17 protein-coding genes are annotated in these 20,814 nt (G+C 60.6%); 11 read left to right on the top strand and 6 right to left on the bottom strand.

What is annotated here, in order from left to right; translation table 11 throughout:
* Window positions 1-19: 19 nt before the first annotated feature.
* The 5 genes from mnmE to M1E12_RS19085 are packed head-to-tail and all read left to right on the top strand — an operon-like array spanning window position 20 to window position 5,586.
* Window positions 20-1,348, top strand: coding sequence for a tRNA uridine-5-carboxymethylaminomethyl(34) synthesis GTPase MnmE (gene mnmE, locus M1E12_RS19105; RefSeq protein ID WP_479562926.1), 1,329 nt, complete (start codon window positions 20-22; stop codon window positions 1,346-1,348).
* A 24-nt stretch (window positions 1,349-1,372) separates the two neighbouring features.
* Window positions 1,373-3,241, top strand: a complete 1,869-nt coding sequence (gene mnmG, locus M1E12_RS19100; RefSeq protein ID WP_479562925.1) for a tRNA uridine-5-carboxymethylaminomethyl(34) synthesis enzyme MnmG — start codon at window positions 1,373-1,375, stop codon at window positions 3,239-3,241.
* A 1-nt stretch (window position 3,242) separates the two neighbouring features.
* Window positions 3,243-3,872: a 16S rRNA (guanine(527)-N(7))-methyltransferase RsmG gene (rsmG, locus tag M1E12_RS19095; protein WP_479562924.1), complete on the top strand. Its 630-nt coding sequence runs from the start codon at window positions 3,243-3,245 to the stop codon at window positions 3,870-3,872.
* Window positions 3,873-3,888: 16 nt separating this feature from the next.
* Complete coding sequence (locus M1E12_RS19090; RefSeq protein ID WP_113459122.1) at window positions 3,889-4,683, top strand: ParA family protein; 795 nt, start codon at window positions 3,889-3,891, stop codon at window positions 4,681-4,683.
* A 21-nt stretch (window positions 4,684-4,704) separates the two neighbouring features.
* Window positions 4,705-5,586 carry a ParB/RepB/Spo0J family partition protein gene (locus M1E12_RS19085; protein WP_479562923.1) on the top strand — a complete coding sequence of 294 codons (882 nt, stop codon included), beginning with the start codon at window positions 4,705-4,707 and terminating at the stop codon, window positions 5,584-5,586.
* On the opposite strand, the gene holA is transcribed toward M1E12_RS19085, so the two are convergent.
* From holA to leuS, 3 genes are read right to left on the bottom strand one after another with little or no spacing between them, the layout of a single operon-like run.
* Entirely contained in the window at window positions 5,587-6,633 is a 1,047-nt protein-coding gene (gene holA, locus M1E12_RS19080) for a DNA polymerase III subunit delta (protein WP_479562922.1), read from the bottom strand.
* 9 nt (window positions 6,634-6,642) lie between these two features.
* Window positions 6,643-7,164 (bottom strand): hypothetical protein, encoded by a 522-nt coding sequence (locus M1E12_RS19075; protein WP_479562921.1) that lies wholly within the window; start codon window positions 7,162-7,164, stop codon window positions 6,643-6,645.
* Entirely contained in the window at window positions 7,154-9,775 is a 2,622-nt protein-coding gene (leuS, locus tag M1E12_RS19070; protein WP_479562920.1) for a leucine--tRNA ligase, read from the bottom strand. Before leuS ends, M1E12_RS19075 begins: the two co-directional genes overlap by 11 nt.
* A 205-nt stretch (window positions 9,776-9,980) precedes the next feature.
* On the opposite strand from leuS, the gene M1E12_RS19065 reads away from it, so the two are divergent.
* On the top strand, window positions 9,981-10,640 hold the full coding sequence (locus M1E12_RS19065; RefSeq protein WP_479562919.1) for a YggS family pyridoxal phosphate-dependent enzyme: 660 nt from the start codon (window positions 9,981-9,983) through the stop codon (window positions 10,638-10,640).
* A 111-nt stretch (window positions 10,641-10,751) separates the two neighbouring features.
* Window positions 10,752-12,689 (top strand): propionyl-CoA synthetase, encoded by a 1,938-nt coding sequence (locus M1E12_RS19060; RefSeq protein WP_479562918.1) that lies wholly within the window; start codon window positions 10,752-10,754, stop codon window positions 12,687-12,689.
* A 70-nt stretch (window positions 12,690-12,759) separates the two neighbouring features.
* On the opposite strand, the gene M1E12_RS19055 is transcribed toward M1E12_RS19060, so the two are convergent.
* On the bottom strand, window positions 12,760-13,461 hold the full coding sequence (locus tag M1E12_RS19055) for a DUF1013 domain-containing protein (RefSeq protein ID WP_113459115.1): 702 nt from the start codon (window positions 13,459-13,461) through the stop codon (window positions 12,760-12,762).
* Window positions 13,462-13,694: 233 nt separating this feature from the next.
* Between M1E12_RS19055 and acs the strand changes: the two genes are divergently transcribed.
* Window positions 13,695-15,647, top strand: coding sequence for an acetate--CoA ligase (acs, locus tag M1E12_RS19050; RefSeq protein ID WP_113459114.1), 1,953 nt, complete (start codon window positions 13,695-13,697; stop codon window positions 15,645-15,647).
* A 56-nt stretch (window positions 15,648-15,703) separates the two neighbouring features.
* Here the strand turns inward: acs and M1E12_RS19045 are convergent, their stop codons facing one another.
* Together M1E12_RS19045 and M1E12_RS19040 are read right to left on the bottom strand one after the other, a co-directional pair.
* The gene (locus tag M1E12_RS19045) at window positions 15,704-16,162 is read right to left on the bottom strand and encodes a thermonuclease family protein (protein ID WP_479562917.1); all 459 of its coding nucleotides are present in this window, start codon (window positions 16,160-16,162) and stop codon (window positions 15,704-15,706) included.
* A 49-nt stretch (window positions 16,163-16,211) separates the two neighbouring features.
* Window positions 16,212-16,418, bottom strand: coding sequence for a DUF1674 domain-containing protein (locus tag M1E12_RS19040; protein ID WP_113459112.1), 207 nt, complete (start codon window positions 16,416-16,418; stop codon window positions 16,212-16,214).
* A 124-nt stretch (window positions 16,419-16,542) separates the two neighbouring features.
* On the opposite strand from M1E12_RS19040, the gene htpX reads away from it, so the two are divergent.
* The 3 genes from htpX (at window position 16,543) to M1E12_RS19025 (ending at window position 20,748) form a co-directional block, all read left to right on the top strand.
* The gene (htpX, locus tag M1E12_RS19035) at window positions 16,543-17,505 is read left to right on the top strand and encodes a zinc metalloprotease HtpX (protein WP_113459196.1); all 963 of its coding nucleotides are present in this window, start codon (window positions 16,543-16,545) and stop codon (window positions 17,503-17,505) included.
* Entirely contained in the window at window positions 17,496-18,881 is a 1,386-nt protein-coding gene (locus M1E12_RS19030; protein ID WP_479562916.1) for an RsmB/NOP family class I SAM-dependent RNA methyltransferase, read from the top strand. Before htpX ends, M1E12_RS19030 begins: the two co-directional genes overlap by 10 nt.
* 190 nt (window positions 18,882-19,071) lie before the next feature.
* Window positions 19,072-20,748 carry a heparinase II/III family protein gene (locus tag M1E12_RS19025; RefSeq protein WP_479562915.1) on the top strand — a complete coding sequence of 559 codons (1,677 nt, stop codon included), beginning with the start codon at window positions 19,072-19,074 and terminating at the stop codon, window positions 20,746-20,748.
* Window positions 20,749-20,814: the final 66 nt, after the last annotated feature.

Raw genomic sequence — 20,814 nt, 5'->3', positions numbered from 1 at the left:
CGTGGCTGAGGGTTCTCACGTGACCGCTCATTCCCAGACAATTTTCGCCTTGGCTTCTGGTGCATTGCCGGCCGGAGTTGCTGTCCTGAGGATCAGCGGGCCGGCCGCTTTCACGATGGTCAATGCACTGGTCGGTGACGTGCCGGCACCAAGGCAGGCAGCATTGCGAACCATCCGGAGCGCAGACGGCGCCTTCCTGGATCGTGGACTGGTTCTGGTGTTTCCCAGCCCTCACTCGTTTACCGGCGAGGATTGCGCAGAACTTCACCTGCACGGCGGCCGCGCTGTCGTCACTGCCGTTCTCAATTCCTTAGCCGGATTCCACGGCGCTCGGATGGCCGAAGCCGGTGAGTTCTCCCGTCGGGCCTTTGAAAACGGCAAGATGGACCTGCTCGAGGTTGAAGGTCTGGCCGATCTCCTGGCTGCCGACACGGAGATGCAGCGACGATTGGCGAGCGAGCAAGCGAGCGGCCACCTGTCCAGTCTTTACGATGCCTGGCGAGAAAAACTGATCTTTGCCCGCTCCATGCTGGAAGCGGAACTCGACTTCAGCGACGAGGGTGACATCCCGGGGTCTGTTTCGAATCGGATCTGGAACGAAGTTGCGCTTCTGAAGCAAGAGGTCGACAAAGCCATTCAAGACCTGCGGGCTGGTGAGATTATCCGCGACGGCTTTAAGATCGCCTTGGCCGGGCCGCCCAATGCCGGAAAATCGAGCCTGATGAACGCCTTGGCACAGCGTGATGTCGCGATCGTTACGCCAATCGCTGGGACAACACGGGATGTTGTTCGCTGTGAACTCGATATCGAAGGATATAAGTTTGAGCTCTACGACACCGCGGGGCTGAGAGAGACAGCCGACGTCATCGAACAGGAGGGCATTCGGCGCGCCATGAGGACGATCAGCGACGCAGATTTGGTTCTCGAGCTTACGGATATTTCCGCAGCTGTCAGAGGTGATCCGATTGGCATTGATCGGCCTGTTATCAGGGTGGGTACAAAGCTAGATGTTTTGAGCGAGGCTCGTGGAGGTGCCTGTGACTTCGATGTCTGCTTGTCCTCAGTGAGTGGCGAGGGATTGGAGGAGCTTCGCTCTCGCCTTCTGCGGGCAGTGCGCGAGAGCACGAACGTCGCAAGCCTTGCAATTCCAAGCCGTTTGAGGCATGCAGAGCGCCTTCGCTCCGCATCTGCGCATTTACAGTCGGCTCTTCATAACGAGATGAGCCCACTTGAGCTTCGAGCCGAAGATCTGCGATTGGCCTCGATGGAGCTGTCGCGCATGACTGGTCGAATCGATACCGAAACGCTTTTGGGCAAGATCTTCTCCGAATTCTGTGTCGGCAAGTGATTCACGTGAAACAGGCTACTGAACATGGTCGGAATACAGTTTGACGTCATCGTTGTGGGGGGCGGCCATGCCGGAACGGAGGCTGCCGCTGCATCTGCGCGCATGGGTGCGAGAACCGCGCTGGTGACGCATCGTGCTGATACGATCGGCGTGATGTCCTGCAACCCTGCGATTGGCGGCCTGGGCAAAGGTCACCTCGTTCGTGAGATTGACGCTCTCGACGGCTTGATGGGTCGGGCTGCGGACATGGGCGGTATCCAGTTTCGCATGCTGAATCGGAAGAAGGGCCCGGCGGTCTGGGGGCCTCGGACGCAGGCTGATCGAAAGCTCTACCGTCAGGCCGTGCAGCAGCTTCTGTCAGAGACACCGAACCTCGAAATCATTGAAGGCGGCGTGACGTCTTTCATTCGTGACTCCTACGAAATAAAAGGGGTTAGGCTCGAGGACGGGCGCGAACTCCGAGCTTCTGCGGTTGTGCTGACCACTGGGACGTTCCTGAATGGTCTGATCCATATCGGCGACAAGAAGATCCCGGCGGGCCGGGTTGGCGACGCCCCTGCCCTTGGTCTCAGCGGCGACCTTGCGGCCTTGGGCCTGAAACTTGGACGTCTCAAGACAGGCACGCCTGCAAGGTTGGACCGAAAGACAATCCGCTGGGACGATCTGGACATTCAGGAGGCGGACTCGGATCCTATTCCCTTCTCCTTCATGACGGAGCAGATCACGATGCCGCAGATTGCCTGCGGGATCACACGCACGACCGAGCGTACGCATCAAATCATCCGAGACAATATTCATCGCTCCGCCATGTATTCCGGGCAGATCGAAGGTGTAGGCCCGCGTTATTGCCCGTCTATCGAGGACAAGATCAACCGTTTCGGGGATCGCGACGGTCACCAGATCTTCCTTGAGCCGGAAGGCCTGGACGACGACACGATTTATCCCAATGGTATATCCACCTCCCTGCCTGAAGAGGTGCAGGAGCTCTTCATCCGCTCGATCCCCGGGCTTGAAGATGTTCGAATTCTGCAGCCTGGTTACGCGATAGAGTATGATTATGTGGACCCGCAGCAGCTTGACCTCTCTCTGGCGGTCAAGGGCGCGCGTGGCCTCTATCTCGCAGGCCAGATCAACGGGACCACGGGATATGAGGAAGCCGGTGCCCAGGGCTTGGTCGCCGGCATCAATGCCGCCCGGTATGCTGGCGCTCAGGACAGTGTGCGGTTCAGCCGGACCGATTCCTATATCGGTGTCATGATCGATGACCTCACATCCCGCGGGGTGGCCGAGCCGTACCGGATGTTTACGTCGCGGGCAGAATATCGGCTGTCATTGCGCGCAGATAATGCGGATATGCGGCTTACCCCGCTTGGTATCTCTATCGGCTGCGTCGGCTCTGACCGTGCGTCGAAGTTTTCGACCTATGCCGCGCGGCGGACAGAGCTCTATGAGCGCCTGGGGTTGCTCCTGGCGTCACCGAATGAAATGTCGGCCGTCGGCGTCAGCGTCAACCAGGATGGCCGGCGGCGATCCGCGCGCGAGATCCTGTCCTATCCGGAAATCAGTTGGGCTGATGTCGTGCGCGTATGGCCGGAACTTGCCGCCGAGGATGGCAAGGTCGCTGAAGCCGTCGAGATCGACTGCCTCTACCATGTCTATCTCGAGCGGCAGGCCTCGGATGTCGCCGATGTGCGGGCGGAAGAGAACCGCGAGATCCCCAGTGATTTCGACTATCTTGTTCTCTCGGGTCTGTCCAATGAGCTGAAGGCAAAACTCACTGCGCAACGCCCCTTGAACGTCGCTCAGGCTGCGCGCATCGAAGGCATGACTCCGGCTGCGGTTGCTTTGCTGGTCGCGCATCTCCGGAAAAATACAAGCAAATTGGCTTCTTGATATGAAGATCGACAGTAGCGCCTACGGGATCCATGTTTCACGTGAAACGCAGGACCGCCTCAACCGTTTCGCCGATCTCTTCATGAAGTGGGCGCCCCGCATCAATCTTGTCGCACCCTCAACGCTTGAGCAAGTGTGGACGCGGCACATCGTCGACTCGTTACAAATCCGGAACATTGTGCCGCAGCCCGGCCGCTGGATCGACATCGGCAGTGGTGGTGGTTTCCCCGGGATTATCACTGCCATAAGCCTTGCAGAATATGGCGACGGGTGGATTGATCTCGTGGAAAGCAACAACAAGAAATGTGGCTTTCTCCGTGTTGCGCTCACCGAAACCGGCGGGCGCGGTGCGGTCCATCCCCTGCGGATCGAAGAGGCAACCAAGAAGCTTCAGGCACCTGACTTTGTCTCAGCCCGGGCGCTGGCGGAGCTTGATGCACTCTTCGCCTATGTGTTCCCCTGGGCGCAAAACAACCCCAATATCCGCTTTATCTTCCACAAAGGCCGGGATTATCAGGCAGAGATCGATAAAGCGCGTGGTCGCTGGAACTTCGATCTGATAAAACATCAAAGCGTCGTCGAGGCAGATTCCGTCATCCTGGAGATCGCCTCCCTGTCACGCAGGGTTTAACCGCTTCGGGTGCCATATGAATCTCGAGAAAAACCGTATCATCACCATCGCGAACCAAAAAGGTGGCGTGGGGAAAACGACGACGGCCATAAATCTTGCAACGGCCTTGGCCGCCATTGGCGAGCGGGTGCTGATCGTCGACCTTGACCCGCAGGGCAATGCCAGCACCGGTCTTGGCATCGACCGCCGTGATCGGCGGCTGTCGTCCTATGATGTGCTGATCGGAACCCACTCAATCACCGAAGCAGCGCTTGAGACGGCGGTGCCAAACCTTTCCATCGTGCCTTCGACAATGGACCTCCTCGGCTTCGAGATGGAAATCTCCCAGCAGGCGGATCGGGTGTTCCGACTGAAGAAGGCTCTAAACCTCGATGACGCGCGCTCATTCAGCTATGTGCTGCTGGATTGCCCGCCGTCCTTCAACCTTTTGACGATGAACGCCATGGCAGCAGCCCACTCGGTGCTGGTGCCCCTGCAATGCGAGTTCTTTGCACTCGAGGGTCTGAGTCAGCTGCTTGAGACGATCAACCAGGTTCGTCAGACGGTCAATCCGACACTCGATATCCAGGGCATCGTCCTGACGATGTTCGACTCCCGCAACAACCTCGCTCAGCAGGTGGTGAGCGACGTCCGGGAGCATTTGGGCGAGAAGGTCTACACGACGCTTATCCCGAGAAATGTGCGGGTGTCCGAGGCACCGTCTTATGGTAAGCCGGCTATCCTTTATGACCTGAAATGCGCTGGAAGCCAGGCCTATCTGCAACTGGCTTCCGAGGTCATTCAGCGCGAACGGCAGCGTAAGGCAGCCTAATCTTCGTATAAGGGTGTGAGTATGAGCGAAGACGTATCGAAACGCCGCCTCGGTCGCGGTCTGGCAGCGCTGATCGGCGAAATGGATCAGCCGGTTCCGGTTGGCGAAACCAAGCCGGCGGTGAACCCTGACCGCACCGTTCCGATCGAATTCGTCGCTCGTAGCCCCAAGAACCCCCGCCGCTACTTCGACGAGGCGGAATTGCAGGATCTTGCCGGCTCGATCCGGCAGCATGGTATCGTGCAGCCCGTTGTCGTCCGTACGGTCGGCACCGATCGCTATGAGATCATCGCCGGTGAGCGCCGGTGGCGCGCTGCCCAACTCGCCGGGCTGGTCGAAATTCCGGTCATTGTGCGGGATGTGGACGATCGCACAGCCCTTGAGCTTGCAATCGTTGAAAACGTGCAGCGCGCGGACCTCAACCCTCTCGAAGAGGCGCTTGGTTACGAGCAGCTGATTGCCGAGCACGGCTATACCCAAAACGACCTTGGCGAAATCATCGGCAAGAGCCGGAGCCATGTGGCCAATAGCCTGCGCCTTCTCAAGCTCCCCGACCCCGTGCGTGACATGCTGGCCGACGGCAGTCTTTCTGCCGGTCACGCGCGCGCTCTGGTCTCGACGCCCGATCCGGTGATGCTCGCCAAGACCATCGCGCAAAAGGGTCTTTCCGTTCGTGATGCGGAGAAGCTCGCGCAGAACCACATCAAGGCGCAGCAGGAACCCACGCCAGCGGACGTTCGCGAGCCGAAAGATTCAGACACCATCGCGCTCGAGCGTAGCCTCTCCGATCGTCTGGGTCTTTCTGTCGCGATCAACCACAAGGGTGGTGGCGGTCAGCTGAAGATCAATTACAAGACGCTGGACCAGCTGGAAGAGATTTGCCGCCTGCTCGAGGCTCGCTGATCAACCGCGGCGATTGCGCCGCGCGGATTGAAGCGTCGTTGCCAAAAGGGTCTGGATGGCCAGATTGTCCTCGAGGGACGCATTCTGCCTGCTCTGTAGAACCGCGGCGTTGAGCCTCGAGCTTTCACGGCCCAGGTCGGAACTGTTCCAGTTCCGTAACGCTTTCTCGATGATCGGCTTGCGTTTGAAATGGATGCCGCGGCCCAGCGTCTGGAGTACCTGCGCCGGTTGCTGGCTTTTCTCTTCCATCTCCAGACGCATGGCCTCCAGCAACTGAACCTGTTTCATCGTTCCCTGCAGGATCAGGAAGACAGCCGTCTTGGACGAGATGACTTTCTGGATTGCATGCAGAAAGCCGTCGGCATCACCGGACAGTACGGCGTCTACAACCTCGTCGGTCGACACGGCGCTGGCATCGCCGACGATATCCAGGACGTGGCGCTCGTCGATCAGCTCGTCGTTCATGCAATAGAGAACGAGCTTCCGGATCTCGTTGCGCGACGCAATACGATCACCGCCGATGGACTCGAGCAGCAATTCTCGCGCTGCCGGTGTGATGCGGAGATTCGCGGCGGCGAGTTCAGCGTCGATCAGGCCATTGAGAGCCCGCGCGTCATCCTGGTAGCAGGCAATACAGGCAACCCTGCGCTCGGATTCCGCGACTTTCCGTAGAGCCGAACCCTTCTTGAGATCGCCGGCCTCTATAAGGAGATAGCTGCCTTCCGGTGGCTTTGCCGCCAGATGCGCGAGCCCGTCGACCAGTTGTTTCTCATTGGCTGCGCCGCGCACCCAGATGAGTTTTTCGCCGCCGAAGAGGCCGAATGCATTCATCTCATCGATCAGCCGGCCTGGGTCCGACTGGATGTCCGATGCGTCGAGCCGGATCAGCGCAAACCCGTCCGAGAGATCGACACCCGTTGTGGCAGCAAGAGCCGAGGCCCGTTCGGCGACCAGCCCACGATCCGGTCCATAAATAACAAAGAGCCGGTAATGCCTGGCCGACTTGGCCAGGAAGCCTTCAAACTCGTGAGATTTGATCTCCGCCATGGTCGCCGATCAGCGACCAAGGGCCATGGCCAGGTCGGCGTAGATGATTTCAGCCAGTTCCCGGGCCGCACGGGTTTCTGCATCGCGGACCGCACGCAGCTTTGCAAATTCCTGGCGCGGATAATCGAAGAGGGCGACGCCCGTTCGACGGCCCGTCTTGAGAACGGTGTCGTCCGAGATGCGCTTCAGCGTATAGGTTCCCAGGACGGCAGCGCGCCCCGCGTTCGGGGTATCGGCTGCTTCATCCAGCAAGATGCCTGTCACGCCGCCGCTGACGGTCAATTCAACGCGATATTCTGGCGTCGCCGTTTCCTTGCCGCCACTGGTCAGGAAAAGCAGCCGGTTGCGTGTTTCTAGGCCAATTCGGCTGTTAGCTTCCGAATACGAAATGGCCGCGAGAGCGCCACGCGTTTCACCAATGGCATTGACATCCTGATACAAGGGACGCGCCTGGCAGCCCGCCAGAAGCAGAGCCGCGCCGATCAGAAGCGAGCGCCGAAGCACTGTGGAAGGCTTGAGTTCAGAGGACAATGTTCACGATCCTTAGCGGGACAACGATGATCTTCTTCGGTGCCTGGCCGTTGAGCGCGGCCTTGACGGCGTCGAGAGCCAGCACGGCTTCCTGAACGGCATTCTGGTCTGCGTCGCGCGCGATTGTCAATTCGGCGCGCTTCTTGCCGTTGATCTGCACAGGCAAAGTGATTTCGTTCTCGGCCACTAGCGCTTCGTCGAAATGCGGCCAGGCAGACTTTGCGATCAATCCCTCATTGCCGAGGATCGACCAGCACTCTTCGGCCAGATGCGGCGTCATCGGTGCAATCAGTTGCACGAGGATCTCGGCCGCATTGCGGACCGCGGCGACATAAGCCTGGTCACCCTGCCCTGCCGCGACATTGGTGAGCGGCGCGGCCAGCGCGTTGACCAGTTCGTAAATGCGGGCGATCGCCTTGTTGAAGGCAAGCTTGTCGAGATCGCCCTGAACTGCCTTCAGCGTCTTGTGGGCGATTTGCGACACAGCCAACGCGTCACCGTCCTTAGCCGGATTCGGCTGTACGGACTTCAGCCGATCGGCGGCCTCGGAGATGAGACGCCAGACGCGCTGGACGAAGCGATGGGCGCCTTCGACGCCTGCTTCCGACCAGATGACGTCGCGGTCCGGCGGCGAATCCGAGAGAACGAAGAAGCGTGCGGTATCGGCGCCGTAGGACCCGATGATGTCATCGGGATCCACGACGTTCTTCTTCGACTTCGACATTTTCTCGATCGAGCCGATCTTGGCTTCCTGACCATTGCTCAGCAGGAATGCCCGGCGTGTGCCATCGGCCTCTTCGATCCGAAGGTCAACCGGGGCCACCCATTCGCGCTCCAGTCCCTCGCCGATGCTATAGGTCTCGTGCACCACCATGCCCTGGGTGAAGAGGCCCTTGAAGGGCTCCTTCAGGTCGACATGTCCGGTCTCGCGCATGGCTCGGGTGAAGAAGCGCGAATAGAGAAGGTGCAGGATCGCGTGCTCGATACCGCCGATATACTGATCGACCGGCAGCCAGCGATTGGCGACGGACGGATCCGTCGGATTGTCTTCCCAGGGTGCCGTGAAGCGGGTGAAATACCAGCTCGAATCGACAAAGGTGTCCATCGTGTCCGTCTCGCGACGGGCATCCTTGCCGCAGCAGGGGCAGGCGACATGGCGCCAGGTCGGATGACGGTCGAGCGGGTTGCCCGGCTTGTCGAAGCTGACATCGTCAGGCAGCTTCACCGGCAGGTCCTTCTTCGGGACGGGGACCACACCACAGTCATCGCAATGGATGACCGGGATCGGGCAGCCCCAGTAGCGCTGACGGGAAATGCCCCAGTCGCGCAGGCGGAAATTGACCTTGCGTTCGCCCTGCGGTGCGCCGTTCAGTTGCTGCGAGGACAGACGGTTCGCCACTTCCTCGAAAGCTTCCGTGGTCGAAAGCCCGTCAAGGAAGCGAGAATTGATCATCACGCCGTCATCGGTATAGGCCGTGTCACCGACCACGAAACTTGCGGCGTCGCCTTCTTTGGGCATGACGACCGGCACGACCGGCAGGTCATATTTGCGGGCAAAATCCAGGTCGCGCTGGTCGCCGGAGGGGCAGCCGAAGATCGCGCCCGTGCCGTATTCCATCAGCACGAAGTTCGCGACATAGACCGGCAGCTCCCAGCTCGGGTCGAGCGGATGCTTCACGCGGATTCCGGTATCGATGCCCTTCTTCTCGGCTGTTTCCAGCGCTGCCAGAGACGTGCCGGCATGCCGGCATTCCTGGCAGAAGGCGTCCACGGCTGCGTCACGCGCGGCGGCTTCCTTCGCCAAGGGGTGATCGGCGGCGATCGCGAGGAAGGAGGCGCCGAACAGGGTGTCGGGCCGTGTCGTATAGACGGTCACCTCGCTGGCATCGCTGCCGGACGCAACCTCCCAGCGGATCGCCATACCTTCCGAGCGACCGATCCAGTTCTTCTGCATCAGCCGGACCTTTTCAGGCCACTGGTCGAGTTCGTCCAATGCGTCCAGCAGGTCCTGGCTGAAGTCGGTGATCTTGAAGAACCACTGGGTCAGTTCGCGCTGCTCGACCAGAGCACCGGAGCGCCAGCCGCGGCCGTCGATGACCTGCTCATTGGCGAGCACGGTCATGTCTTCCGGGTCCCAGTTCACCTTCGAGTTCTTGCGGTAGACCAGACCCTTTTCCAGGAAGTCCAGAAACAGGTGCTGCTGACGATGGTAGTAGTCGACGTCGCAGGTCGCGAATTCGCGCGACCAGTCCAAGGACAGGCCCATGGACTTCAGCTGGCCGCGCATGGTGGCGATGTTCTCGTAGGTCCAGGCCTTGGGGTGGACCTTGTTCTTCATCGCGGCATTTTCCGCCGGCATGCCGAATGCGTCCCAGCCCATGGGATGCAAGACATTATAGCCGCGGGCGCGTTTGTAGCGGGCGACGACATCGCCCATCGCATAGTTGCGGACATGGCCCATGTGGATGCGTCCCGATGGATAGGGGAACATCTCAAGCACGTAGTATTTCTCGCGCGGGTCAGCATTGTCGGTCTCGAAGACCTTGTCTTCGGCCCATTTCGCCTGCCAACGGGGCTCGGCGTCGCGCGGATTGTAACGTTCGGTAGCCATGGATCGCATTTCCGGGAATAGCATCAAAGGAAGAGGGCCGACCTTCATCATGAAACCGGCCAAGCGTCAAGTTTTTGAGGGATTCGCCGGGGCTTTCCGGGCCGCGATTGCCGCCTGAGCTTGCCATCGCCTGAGGCTGGCTTTAACCCCTTGCCGAAAGTCGTGAATACGCCAGATATCGAGCAGAATGAAACGAGGGTTGGACATGTCGGTTGAAGAACGCCTCCAGGACGTCCGGGACAAGATCGTGAAGGCAACGCAAGAAGCCGGTCGTGAGCCGGATTCAGTATCGCTCGTGGCCGTGTCCAAGACCTTCGATGCCGAGCACATCCGGCCGACGATCGTTGCGGGGCAGCGGGTATTTGGAGAAAACCGCGTGCAGGAGGCCCAGGGCAAATGGCCGGATCTGAAGGCCGAGACCCCTGATCTCGCACTGCATCTGATCGGGCCGCTCCAGTCGAACAAGGCAGCCGACGCGGTGGCACTCTTCGATGTGATCGAAACCGTGGACCGCGAGAAGATCGCGCGGGCGCTGGCCGAGGAAGTCAAGCGCCAGGAGCGTTCGATCCGGTTCTACATTCAGGTCAATACCGGTCTCGAGCCTCAGAAAGCCGGGATTGCGCCCGACGACGTCGCGTCCTTTGTCTCGCTCTGCCGGGATGAACTTGCAATGCAGGTCGAAGGCCTGATGTGCATTCCGCCGGTCGATGAAAATCCAGGACCGCATTTTGCCCTGCTGGCGAAACTTGCCGAGGAAAACGGGCTTTCGAAGCTCTCCATGGGCATGTCGGGTGATTTCCAGACTGCCATCGGCTTCGGGGCAACGAGCGTTCGCGTCGGTTCGGCAATTTTTGGCACACGTTAAATTGCCTTAGACCTTCGGCATAGCGCTTTGGTCTCTCTTTCCTCCTTCCTTCGCCGATCCTAAAATGACGGTAAAGGCGAAAGCCTCAAGCGTTGTCATGGGAGGATCGGCATGCGCGAGAGCTATCAGGACGTCTATGATTCCTGGAAGGCAAACCCCGAAGGTTTCTGGGGCGCTGCGGCAAAAGACATTCACTGGTTCAAGGCGCCTGAAAGTGTCTTCGATCCCGCTCAAGGGACCTATGGGCGGTGGTTTGCCGGGGGTGAGACCAATACCTGCTATAACTGTATCGACCGGCATATCGAGGCCGGCCGGGGTGCCGAGACGGCTGTCATCTACGACAGCCCCATGACCGGGCAGACGGCGCGCTACAGCTATGATCAGGTTCTGACGGAAGTCTCCGCAATGGCTGCGGTCCTGCGCAATCATGGCGTCGGCAAGGGCGATCGTGTGATCATCTACATGCCGATGATCCCAGAGGCCGTGTTTTCCATGCTCGCCTGCGCCCGCATCGGCGCCGTACATTCGGTCGTCTTCGGCGGTTTCGCGGCGCATGAGCTCGCGACGCGCATCGACGATTCAGGCGCGAAGGTTGTGATCGGGGCGAGCTGCGGGCTCGAACCGGGCCGCATCGTGCCTTACAAGCCGCTGCTCGACCAGGCGATCGACATGGCCAAGGTCAAGCCGGATTACTGCCTGATCCTGCAGCGCGAACAATACCACGCGCCGCTCCGCTACGAACACGGCGACGTCGATCTGGCGCAAGCCGTCGAGCAAGAAAAGATCAACGGCTCTTCGATCGATTGCGTGGCGGTTGCCGCAACCGATCCGCTCTACATTCTCTACACATCCGGCACGACCGGTCAGCCGAAGGGTGTGGTGCGCGACAATGGCGGCCACATGGTCGCCCTCAACTGGACCATGAAGAACATCTATGGCGTGAAGCCGGGCGAGGTCTTCTGGGCCGCCTCCGATATCGGCTGGGTGGTCGGCCATTCCTATATCGTCTACGGGCCGCTTCTGGCCGGCAATGCGACGGTTGTTTTTGAAGGCAAGCCTGTGGGTACGCCAGACGCAGGCACGTTCTGGCGCGTTGTGAATGATCACGGTGTGAAAGTGCTGTTCACGGCTCCGACGGCCTTCCGCGCGATCCGCCGTGACGATCCCGAGGGTGAACATGTCGCCCGCTACGATCTTTCGGGTCTTCGCGCCCTTTTCCTGGCCGGAGAGCGTGCCGATCCGGAGACCCTGAAATGGGCCGAGCGGATCCTGAAGATCCCGGTCATCGATCACTGGTGGCAGACGGAAACCGGCTGGGCGATTGCGGCCAATCCGGCGGGTCTCGGATTGCTTCCGGTGAAGCACGGATCGCCGACCAAGCCGATGCCCGGCTATGGGCTCGAGGTGCTGGACGATGCCGGCCATCCGGTCGCTCCCGGCACGCTTGGCAACATCGTGGCGAAGCTACCCCTGCCCCCGGGCTGCCTCGTTTCCTTCTGGAATGCCGATGAGCGCTTTCGAGCTTCATGCCTCGAGGAATTCCCCGGCTACTACAAGACGGCCGATGCCGGCGTCATCGACGAAGACGGTTATGTCTTCGTCATGGCCCGCACCGATGACATCATCAATTGCGCTGGTCATCGTCTCTCTACCGGGGCGATGGAAGAAGTCTGCGCCATGCATCCCGATGTCGCGGAATGTGCGGTCATCGGCATTGCAGATGAGCTGAAAGGGCAGATCCCCTGCGGCTTCCTCGTGCTGAAGAAGAACGTGCATCGGGACCATAAGCTGATTTCCAAGGAAGTCGTTCAGCTGGTGCGCGACGAGATCGGTCCGGTGGCCGCCTTCAAGATGGTGCTGATGGTGGACCGCTTGCCGAAGACCCGCTCGGGCAAGATCCTGCGTGGGACCATGCAGAAGATCGCCGATGGTCTGCCCTGGAAGATGCCGGCGACGATCGACGATCCAGCGATCCTTGATGAAATCACTGCCGTTCTTCAGGCCCATGGGCAGGTGCCGGTCGCAACGAAGGCCGCCGCCAGCGCTTGAACCTGAAGTCCAGGCAATAAAAAACCCCGGCTGCCATGGGCTGCCGGGGTTCGGTCGGTTCGATACGCGATCAGTACTGATCGTCTTCGTCGTCGGTCGGGCGATCCGACTTGAGCGACTGCAGCTTCGCGAAGACGGCGTTGGCGTCGATTTCCTTCTCTTCCTCGCGATCGTAGCCGAAGCCGAGGTTTTCGGTGTCGCTGGCCGACTGAAGCGTTGCGCCGAGTTCGGCAGCGGTCGGCAGCGGACGGCCCTTGGACGCCTTTTCGACTTCGAGATCGAGATCGATCTGGCTGCAGAGGCCGAGCGTCACCGGGTCCATCGGCGTCAGGTTTGCCGAGTTCCAGTGGGTGCGATCGCGGATCTGTTCGATCGTCGACTTGGTGGTGCCAACGAGACGCGAGATCTGCGCATCCTTCAGTTCGGGATGGTTGCGGACCAGCCAGAGAATGGCGTTAGGACGGTCCTGGCGCTTGGACACCGGGGTGTAGCGGGGGCCGCGGCGCTTGGAATCCGGAACGCGCACCTTCGGCTCGGAGATCTTCAGCTTGTAGTTCACGTCCTTCTCGGCACGGGCGATTTCGTCGCGCGAGAGCTGGCCGGTCGCGATCGGGTCGAGACCCTTGATGCCCTGTGCTGCTTCGCCGTCTGCGATCGCCTTGACTTCGAGCGGATGCAGTTTGCAGAACTGCGCGATCTGGTCGAATGACAGCGCGGTATTGTCGACGAGCCATACGGCGGTCGCCTTCGGCATGAGCAGTGTCTGGGCCATGGATACAATCCTTCTGAGGGTCCGCGCCGGTTGTCGCGGGCCGTGGGTTTAAACCACTATTTCCGGGAATTCGGCGTCCTTATAGCGATTATGTAACGAAATTGCAATTCGCGAAGTCACGAATGACCTTTGTCTAATTGCTGGCCATGTTGCACCTGCTATGTATGTCGGCGATAGGCCGGGGAGGACGGTCCTGGTCGCCAGTAGTGGCCCGTCAACATGAGGAGGAGTTCATGTCAGCCAAAACCTATCCGGTGCTGAAATCGGCAAAGGTTCGTGCCCTGATCGATGATGAGAAGTACCAGAAGTGGTATCAGGAGAGCATCGAGGATCCCGAGAAGTTCTGGGGCAAGCACGGCAAGCGGATCGACTGGTTCAAGCCCTATACGAAGGTCAAGAACACGTCCTTCAAGGGCAAGGTCCCGATCAAGTGGTTCGAGGACGGCCTGACCAACGTCTCCTACAACTGCATCGACCGTCACCTGAAAACGCATGGCGAACGTACCGCCATCATCTGGGAAGGCGACAACCCCTATATCGACAAGAAGATCACCTATAACGAGCTCTACGAGCACGTCTGCCGGATGGCGAACGTGCTCAAGAAGCACGGCGTGAAGAAGGGTGACCGCGTCACCATCTACATGCCGATGATCCCGGAAGCGGCTTATGCCATGCTCGCCTGCGCCCGCATCGGCGCGGTCCATTCGGTGGTCTTCGGTGGCTTCTCGCCTGAGGCGCTCGCAGGTCGCATCGTCGACTGTGAATCGACCTTCGTCATCACCTGCGACGAAGGCGTTCGTGGCGGCAAGCCGGTTCCGCTCAAGGAAAACACCGATATCGCGATCGACATCGCCGCCAAGCAGTATGTGATCGTCAACAAGGTGCTTGTCGTGCGCCGCACCGGCGGCAAGATCGGCTGGGCACCGGGCCGCGACATCTGGCACCATCAGGAAGTGCACACGGTCAAGGCCGAATGCCCGCCGGTGAAGATGAAGGCGGAAGATCCGCTGTTCATCCTCTACACCTCGGGTTCGACGGGCAAGCCGAAGGGCGTCATGCACACGACCGGCGGCTATCTCGTCTATGCGTCGATGACGCATGAATATGTCTTCGATTATCACGATGGTGACATCTACTGGTGCACGGCCGATGTCGGCTGGGTTACCGGTCACTCCTACATCGTCTACGGGCCGCTTTCGAACTGCGCCACGACGCTGATGTTCGAGGGTATCCCGACCTTCCCGGACCAGGGCCGCTTCTGGGAGGTGATCGAGAAGCACAAGGTCAACATCTTCTACACCGCACCGACCGCGATCCGCTCGCTGATGGGTGCCGGCGACGAGTTCGTGAAGCGCTCGGACCGTTCGTCGCTCCGCCTTCTCGGCTCCGTGGGCGAACCGATCAATCCGGAAGCCTGGGAGTGGTATTACAACGTCGTCGGCGAGCAGAAGTCGCCCGTCGTCGATACCTGGTGGCAGACGGAAACCGGCGGCATCATGATCACGCCGCTGCCGGGGGCAACCGCGCTGAAACCCGGTTCGGCCACACGACCCTTCTTCGGGGTCAAGCCGGAGTTGGTGGACAATGAGGGTCAAGTGCTGGAAGGCGCGACCGACGGCAACCTCTGCATCACCGACAGTTGGCCGGGCCAGGCCCGCTCCGTCTATGGCGATCACGATCGCTTCGTGCAGACCTACTTCTCCACCTACAAGGGCAAGTATTTCACGGGTGACGGCTGCCGGCGCGATGAAGACGGCTACTACTGGATTACGGGTCGCGTGGACGACGTTCTGAACGTCTCCGGTCACCGCCTGGGCACGGCCGAAGTCGAATCGGCGCTGGTCTCGCACCACCTCGTCTCCGAAGCGGCCGTCGTGGGTTACCCGCACAACATCAAGGGCCAGGGCATCTATTGCTATGTCACCTTGATGTCGGGCCACGAGGGGAATGACGCGCTGCGGGCTGACCTGGTGAAGCATGTGCGTACGGAAATCGGCCCGATCGCCACACCGGACAAGATCCAGTTCGCGCCCGGCCTGCCGAAGACGCGTTCCGGCAAGATCATGCGCCGTATCCTGCGCAAGATCGCCGAGGATGATTTCGGCGCGCTCGGCGATACCTCGACGCTCGCCGATCCGGCTGTCGTGGATGATCTGATCGCTAACCGACAGAACAAGAGCGCTTGATACACAATAGCCTGAGAACTTGAAAAGGGGCTCCTAAAGGGGGCCCCTTTTCTGTGTCACCGGTCTTTCATGACGCTTGGGCAGAGCCTCTTGCTTTTTGTCCGGCCTGAATAGGGATCGACCAGACCCGCCTCGAGCAGATCCTCTGCCGGTCGCGTACCGTCTGGCAGGGTAAGATCGGCAACCACACGGCCGAAATATTTGTCGCCGGAGATTGCGGTCAGCTGCACCAGTCGCTCGTTCCCGATGAGGCTTGCCAGCTCGCTCTTTGCAACTTGAGCCGCCTTCCGGAACGCCGGGCATTTGGATCGAAGCTCAGGCGCATCGATGCCGCGCAGGCGCACATAGGTGTTCACCTTGTGGTCGGGCCAGGGCATGGCTTCGACAAGGACGGTGTCCCCGTCAATGACTCTGACCACCTCTGCGGCAACAGGGCCGTCGATCATCCGGCTGCCGGCACCCGTCGGGACGGCCGAGAGGAATATCATCACAGTGGCGACAGCAGCTCGGAACATGATAGGAACATATTCCGATATAAGCGGCCAATCAATGGGGAATCATTCCTCAGAAATCGATTGCCCGTCCCTTGATCTCCCAATCGCCAAACCGTGCCGGATCCGCTCCACCGCGTCCGCCGATCTCCGGCGGCATATCAGGGGCTGCTTCCTTGCGGCGGCGCTCCTCGGCTTCGGCGAGTGCCCGTTTCGCAGCCGGGCTCAGTTCACGTGGCTGTTCTTCCACGCCGGTTTCGGCTTCACGATCTTCTGACATCACATCGTCCTTTGCTGAGACGGCATTTCATGCGCAAACATTGAAATTGGGGTGCGCGCTTTTTAAATCAACAGTCGAAAACGGCAAGGAATTTGCCGATCGGATGCTTCCGGAGGAGCTCGACATGAATACCATGCGGACTGCCATGCTGCTCGCCTTCATGACCGCCCTGTTCATGGGTGTCGGCTTCCTCATCGGCGGCCGCGGCGGGATGATGATTGCCTTCGTCATTGCCGCCGGCATGAACTTCTTCTCCTACTGGAATTCGGACAAGATGGTGCTCCGGGCCTATCGCGCTCAGGAGGTCGACGAGCGGACAGCGCCCGAATTCTACATCATGGTGCGCGATCTCGCCCGCAATGCAAACCTGCCGATGCCGAAGGTCTATGTCTTCGACAGCCCGCAGCCGAACGCCTTTGCGACCGGTCGCAATCCTCAGAATGCCGCGGTTGCCGCGTCGACCGGGCTGTTGCAGCGGCTCACGCCCGAAGAGGTTGCGGGTGTCATGGCGCATGAACTGGCGCATATCGAAAACCGCGACACGCTGACGATGACGATCACGGCGACGCTCGCCGGCGCGATCTCGATGCTGTCGAATTTTGCCTTTCTCTTTTCCAGCGGCCGGGATGACCGCAACAATCCCTTCGGCTTCATCGGCGTTCTCGTGGCGATGATCGTGGCGCCCCTTGCCGCCATGCTGGTTCAGATGGCGATCAGCCGCACACGGGAATATGCAGCCGACCGCCGCGGTGCAGAGATCTGCGGTCAGCCCCGCTGGCTCGCGTCTGCGCTTCAGAAGATCGCTGGCGACGCGGCGCATATCGATAATATCGACGCCGAGCGCAATCCCGCAACGGCGCATATGTTCATCATCAACCCTCTCAATGGCCAGCGGATGGACAACCTCTTCTCTACCCATCCGAACACGAAGAACCGGATCGAGGCGCTGCTGGCAATGACGGATATCCGCTCTGGGGGATCGACGCCGCCGGAGCCCGCTGTTAAGGCAACGCGCACGGCGCGTTCCGTTCCGACCACCGGTTGGGGGCGCGGCAAAGCCGAACCACCCAAAGGACCATGGTCTTGAGCGATCGATCGACGGGCAAACCGAAAAACAAGCAGGCCGGACAAAAAAAGCATGGCGAACGGCCTCGCCCGCCGATGAAGCCGGGCCTTGAGGCTCGTATCGCCGCAACCCGCATTCTTGCAGCGGTGGTCGATCGCAAGACGTCTCTGGACGGGATGCTGGATCCGGAACACGGCAATCCCGCATTCCTTCCGCTGAACGAAGCCGATCGCGGCCTCGTCAAGGCCATCCTGCAGAGCGCGCTGCGTCATCTGCCAAGGATCGAAGCGATCATCGGCAGCCTTCTCGACAATCCGCTGCCGGACGGTGCGCGATCTCTGCACCACCTGCTGGTCGTCGCTGCGGCGCAGATGCTCTATCTCGATGTTCCTGATCATTCGGCGGTCGACCTGGCCGTTGAGCAGGCCAATGGCGATCCCCGCAGCCGCCGTTTTGCCAAGCTGGTCAATGCCATCCTGCGCCGGATCGGCCGTGAGAAGGCCGACTTGCTGTCGTCCGTCGAGGATCTTCCCTGCATGCCGGACTGGTTCATGCAGCGTTTGACCGAAGTCTATGGTCGAGAGAACGCTCTTGCCATCGCTGCGTCACAGCTGGAGCCGCCGACGATCGATCTGACCGTGAAGGCCGATGCTGAAGGTTGGGCGGAGCGTCTGGGTGGCCAGGTGCTGCCGACCGGCAGCGTTCGGCTCGATCGGTTCCGTGGCTCGGTCACCGCGCTTGAAGGCTTCGATGACGGTGCCTGGTGGGTGCAGGATGCTGCCGCTGCCATTCCGGCCCAACTGTTCGGCGACCTCACAGGCAAGCGGGTCGCCGATCTCTGCGCTGCCCCGGGGGGCAAGACCGCGCAGCTCGTGCTGGCCGGCGGAGACGTGCTTGCCGTCGAACAGTCAAAGACGCGGCTCAAGCGGCTGGAGAGCAATCTAGCGCGCCTGGGACTTCCGGCCGACACGCTCTGCACGGACCTGCTCACCATCGATGAGGCCGAGAGTTTCGACGCCATCCTGCTCGATGCCCCCTGCTCGTCGACGGGCACGACACGGCGTCATCCGGATGTGCTCTGGACGAAGGATGCCGGAGACATCGCCAAGCTTGCCGCGCTCCAGGAAAAGCTCCTGCGCCATGCGGTCACTCTGCTGAAGCCAGGCGGCCGGCTCGTCTTCTCGAATTGCTCGATCGATCCTTCCGAAGGTGAGGACGTCGTAGACCGCGTGTTGGCAGATATGCCCGGATTGCGCCTCGTCGCGATCAATCCTTCGGACTGGCCTGGGCTGGAAACGGCGATCACGCCGCGCGGTGAATTCCGCACGACACCGGCCATGTTGGCGAAACAAGGTGGCCTCGACGGCTTCTACGCGGCGGTCATTGCTAAAATTTAACTAATATCTCAATAAACCTGTTGGGAAGGCTGCGTGGACGGTGCGGTTCGCTCCGCATGTCCGCGGCATGACGCTATGACATGGAGTTTCGCGTCGGAATATCTGCTCCGAGAATGCTTCATTTCTTCGGACAGTGACGGCCCGACAATCGAAATGACCGGATCATCAGGATCCGGTGACAGGAAGCAGTATGCGAATCAATGATCGCGCCCGACTGATTTCGCTTCACATCGCCGAAGGTTGGCGGCAGGTGCGGCAGACGGCTGCAGTGTTGACGCCGGCCTTCGTTCAGCGTGGCGGGTTCAGGATCAATCGCGTCATCGTCGCGCCGACGGATCTGCGCGCAGTCGACGCCTTCGTGGCGGACGAAATCCTGAATGGCCGTTTTCCGCTTGCCGGCCGCATTCTGGATGCAGACGGCCAATCCCCCTTCGAGCTCGAGCTTCCATCCCTGCAGTTTGCCCGGCGCCTGCATGGCTTCGGCTGGTTGCGGCATATGCGTGCCGACAAGAGCGTCATGGCCTGCAATCATGCCCGCTGGATCACGGATCAGTGGATCGGTCTTCACGGTGGCAGGGCCCGCGGTGTCGCCTGGGAAAGCGATGTCGTCTCACGCCGCATCATCAGCTGGCTTTCCCATTCGCCGGTCGTGCTGCAGGACGCCGATGCCGGCTTCTATCGCCGCTTCACGACATCCCTCAGCCAACAGGTGCGCTACCTGCAGCGGCGGGTGGATTCGCTCCCCGAAGGTCTGCCGCGGCTGAAGGCGCGGATCGCCATCGCCATGGCCTCGATCGCGACGGAAGCGCGTCCGGCGGCCGTGCGCCGCGCCGGACGTCTTCTCGATCGCGAGCTCGAACGGCAAGTCCTGCCGGATGGCAGCCACATCTCCCGTAATCCGCAGGCCTCTGTCGATCTGCTCTTCGATCTTCTGCCGCTGCGCCAGAGCTACATCAACCTGGGTCACGCGGTGCCATCCAAGCTGATCCCGGTGATCGACCGGATCTTCCCGGCTGTCCGCTTCTTCCGTCACACCAGTGGCGACATCGGTCTGTTCAACGGCGCGAGTTCGGCGCTCGCGACCGATCTCATGAGTGTCTTGCGCTATGACGAGACATCCGGGCTTCCCTTCAAGGCCCTGCCGCATGGCGGCTTCCATCGGCTGTCCGCCGGCGACACCGTGATCCTCGTGGATACGGGCAAACCGCTTTCCGCGCGTCTTTCGGCTGCCTCCCATGCAGGCTGCCTGTCCTTCGAGTTGTCATCCGGGCGCAACCGTTTCATCGTCAACAGCGGGTCCCCCCGCTTCGCCGGCGAGCGGCTCCGGCAACTGGCGCGAACCACGGCTGCCCATACGACCGTTTGCATCGGTGACGTCTCTTCTGCCCGTATCGCCAACTCGCCGCGGCTCGGGCCGATCATGGTCTCCGGTCCCTCGCAGATCCATGTCGACCGGCAGACAGGCCCCGATGGCAGCGATCGTCTTTCGGCGCGGCATGATGGCTATGTGAAACGTTTCGGCGTCATCCATGAGCGAGAGATCCGGATCAACGAACAGGGGACGAAGATCGCGGGCCGCGATCGCCTTCTTCTGCCTGACGGCCTGCCGACGCCCAATCTGCCTTCCGCCGAGGTTATCGCGCGCTTCCATATTCATCCCTCGATCACGGTCGAGCGTTCCGACGAACGCAAGGTGCGCCTCGTCGCGCCGGATGGCGAAAGCTGGACCTTCTCCATTCCGGTCGGGGAGATCAGCATCGGTGAAGATGTCTTCTTTGCCGATGTCTCGGGTATCGGACCCTCGCAACAGTTGGAGATCGTGTTCGAAGGGCCGGAAATCCGGTGGTTTCTGGCGCATCACGCGTGATCGCGGCGATCTTGCGGTTTCATCACGGGTGAAGCTGTGCTAGGCGGCGGCATCGCGCCCGCTGCC

The organism is Rhizobium sp. K33, from assembly GCF_056501445.1.
This window is presented reverse-complemented; position numbering and strand designations above follow the sequence as displayed.

Excerpts from the sequence above, each read along its gene's own strand:
- mnmG (WP_479562925.1), top strand. The coding sequence starts at position 1,373 with ATGGTCGGAATACAGTTTGACGTCATCGTTGTGGGGGGCGGCCATGCC.
- rsmG (WP_479562924.1), top strand. The coding sequence starts at position 3,243 with ATGAAGATCGACAGTAGCGCCTACGGGATCCATGTTTCACGTGAAACG.
- M1E12_RS19090 (WP_113459122.1), top strand. The coding sequence starts at position 3,889 with ATGAATCTCGAGAAAAACCGTATCATCACCATCGCGAACCAAAAAGGT.
- M1E12_RS19085 (WP_479562923.1), top strand. The coding sequence starts at position 4,705 with ATGAGCGAAGACGTATCGAAACGCCGCCTCGGTCGCGGTCTGGCAGCG.
- holA (WP_479562922.1), bottom strand. The coding sequence starts at position 6,633 with ATGGCGGAGATCAAATCTCACGAGTTTGAAGGCTTCCTGGCCAAGTCG.
- leuS (WP_479562920.1), bottom strand. The coding sequence starts at position 9,775 with ATGGCTACCGAACGTTACAATCCGCGCGACGCCGAGCCCCGTTGGCAG.
- M1E12_RS19065 (WP_479562919.1), top strand. The coding sequence starts at position 9,981 with ATGTCGGTTGAAGAACGCCTCCAGGACGTCCGGGACAAGATCGTGAAG.
- M1E12_RS19060 (WP_479562918.1), top strand. The coding sequence starts at position 10,752 with ATGCGCGAGAGCTATCAGGACGTCTATGATTCCTGGAAGGCAAACCCC.
- M1E12_RS19055 (WP_113459115.1), bottom strand. The coding sequence starts at position 13,461 with ATGGCCCAGACACTGCTCATGCCGAAGGCGACCGCCGTATGGCTCGTC.
- acs (WP_113459114.1), top strand. The coding sequence starts at position 13,695 with ATGTCAGCCAAAACCTATCCGGTGCTGAAATCGGCAAAGGTTCGTGCC.
- M1E12_RS19045 (WP_479562917.1), bottom strand. The coding sequence starts at position 16,162 with ATGTTCCGAGCTGCTGTCGCCACTGTGATGATATTCCTCTCGGCCGTC.
- M1E12_RS19040 (WP_113459112.1), bottom strand. The coding sequence starts at position 16,418 with ATGTCAGAAGATCGTGAAGCCGAAACCGGCGTGGAAGAACAGCCACGT.
- htpX (WP_113459196.1), top strand. The coding sequence starts at position 16,543 with ATGAATACCATGCGGACTGCCATGCTGCTCGCCTTCATGACCGCCCTG.
- M1E12_RS19030 (WP_479562916.1), top strand. The coding sequence starts at position 17,496 with ATGGTCTTGAGCGATCGATCGACGGGCAAACCGAAAAACAAGCAGGCC.
- M1E12_RS19025 (WP_479562915.1), top strand. The coding sequence starts at position 19,072 with ATGCGAATCAATGATCGCGCCCGACTGATTTCGCTTCACATCGCCGAA.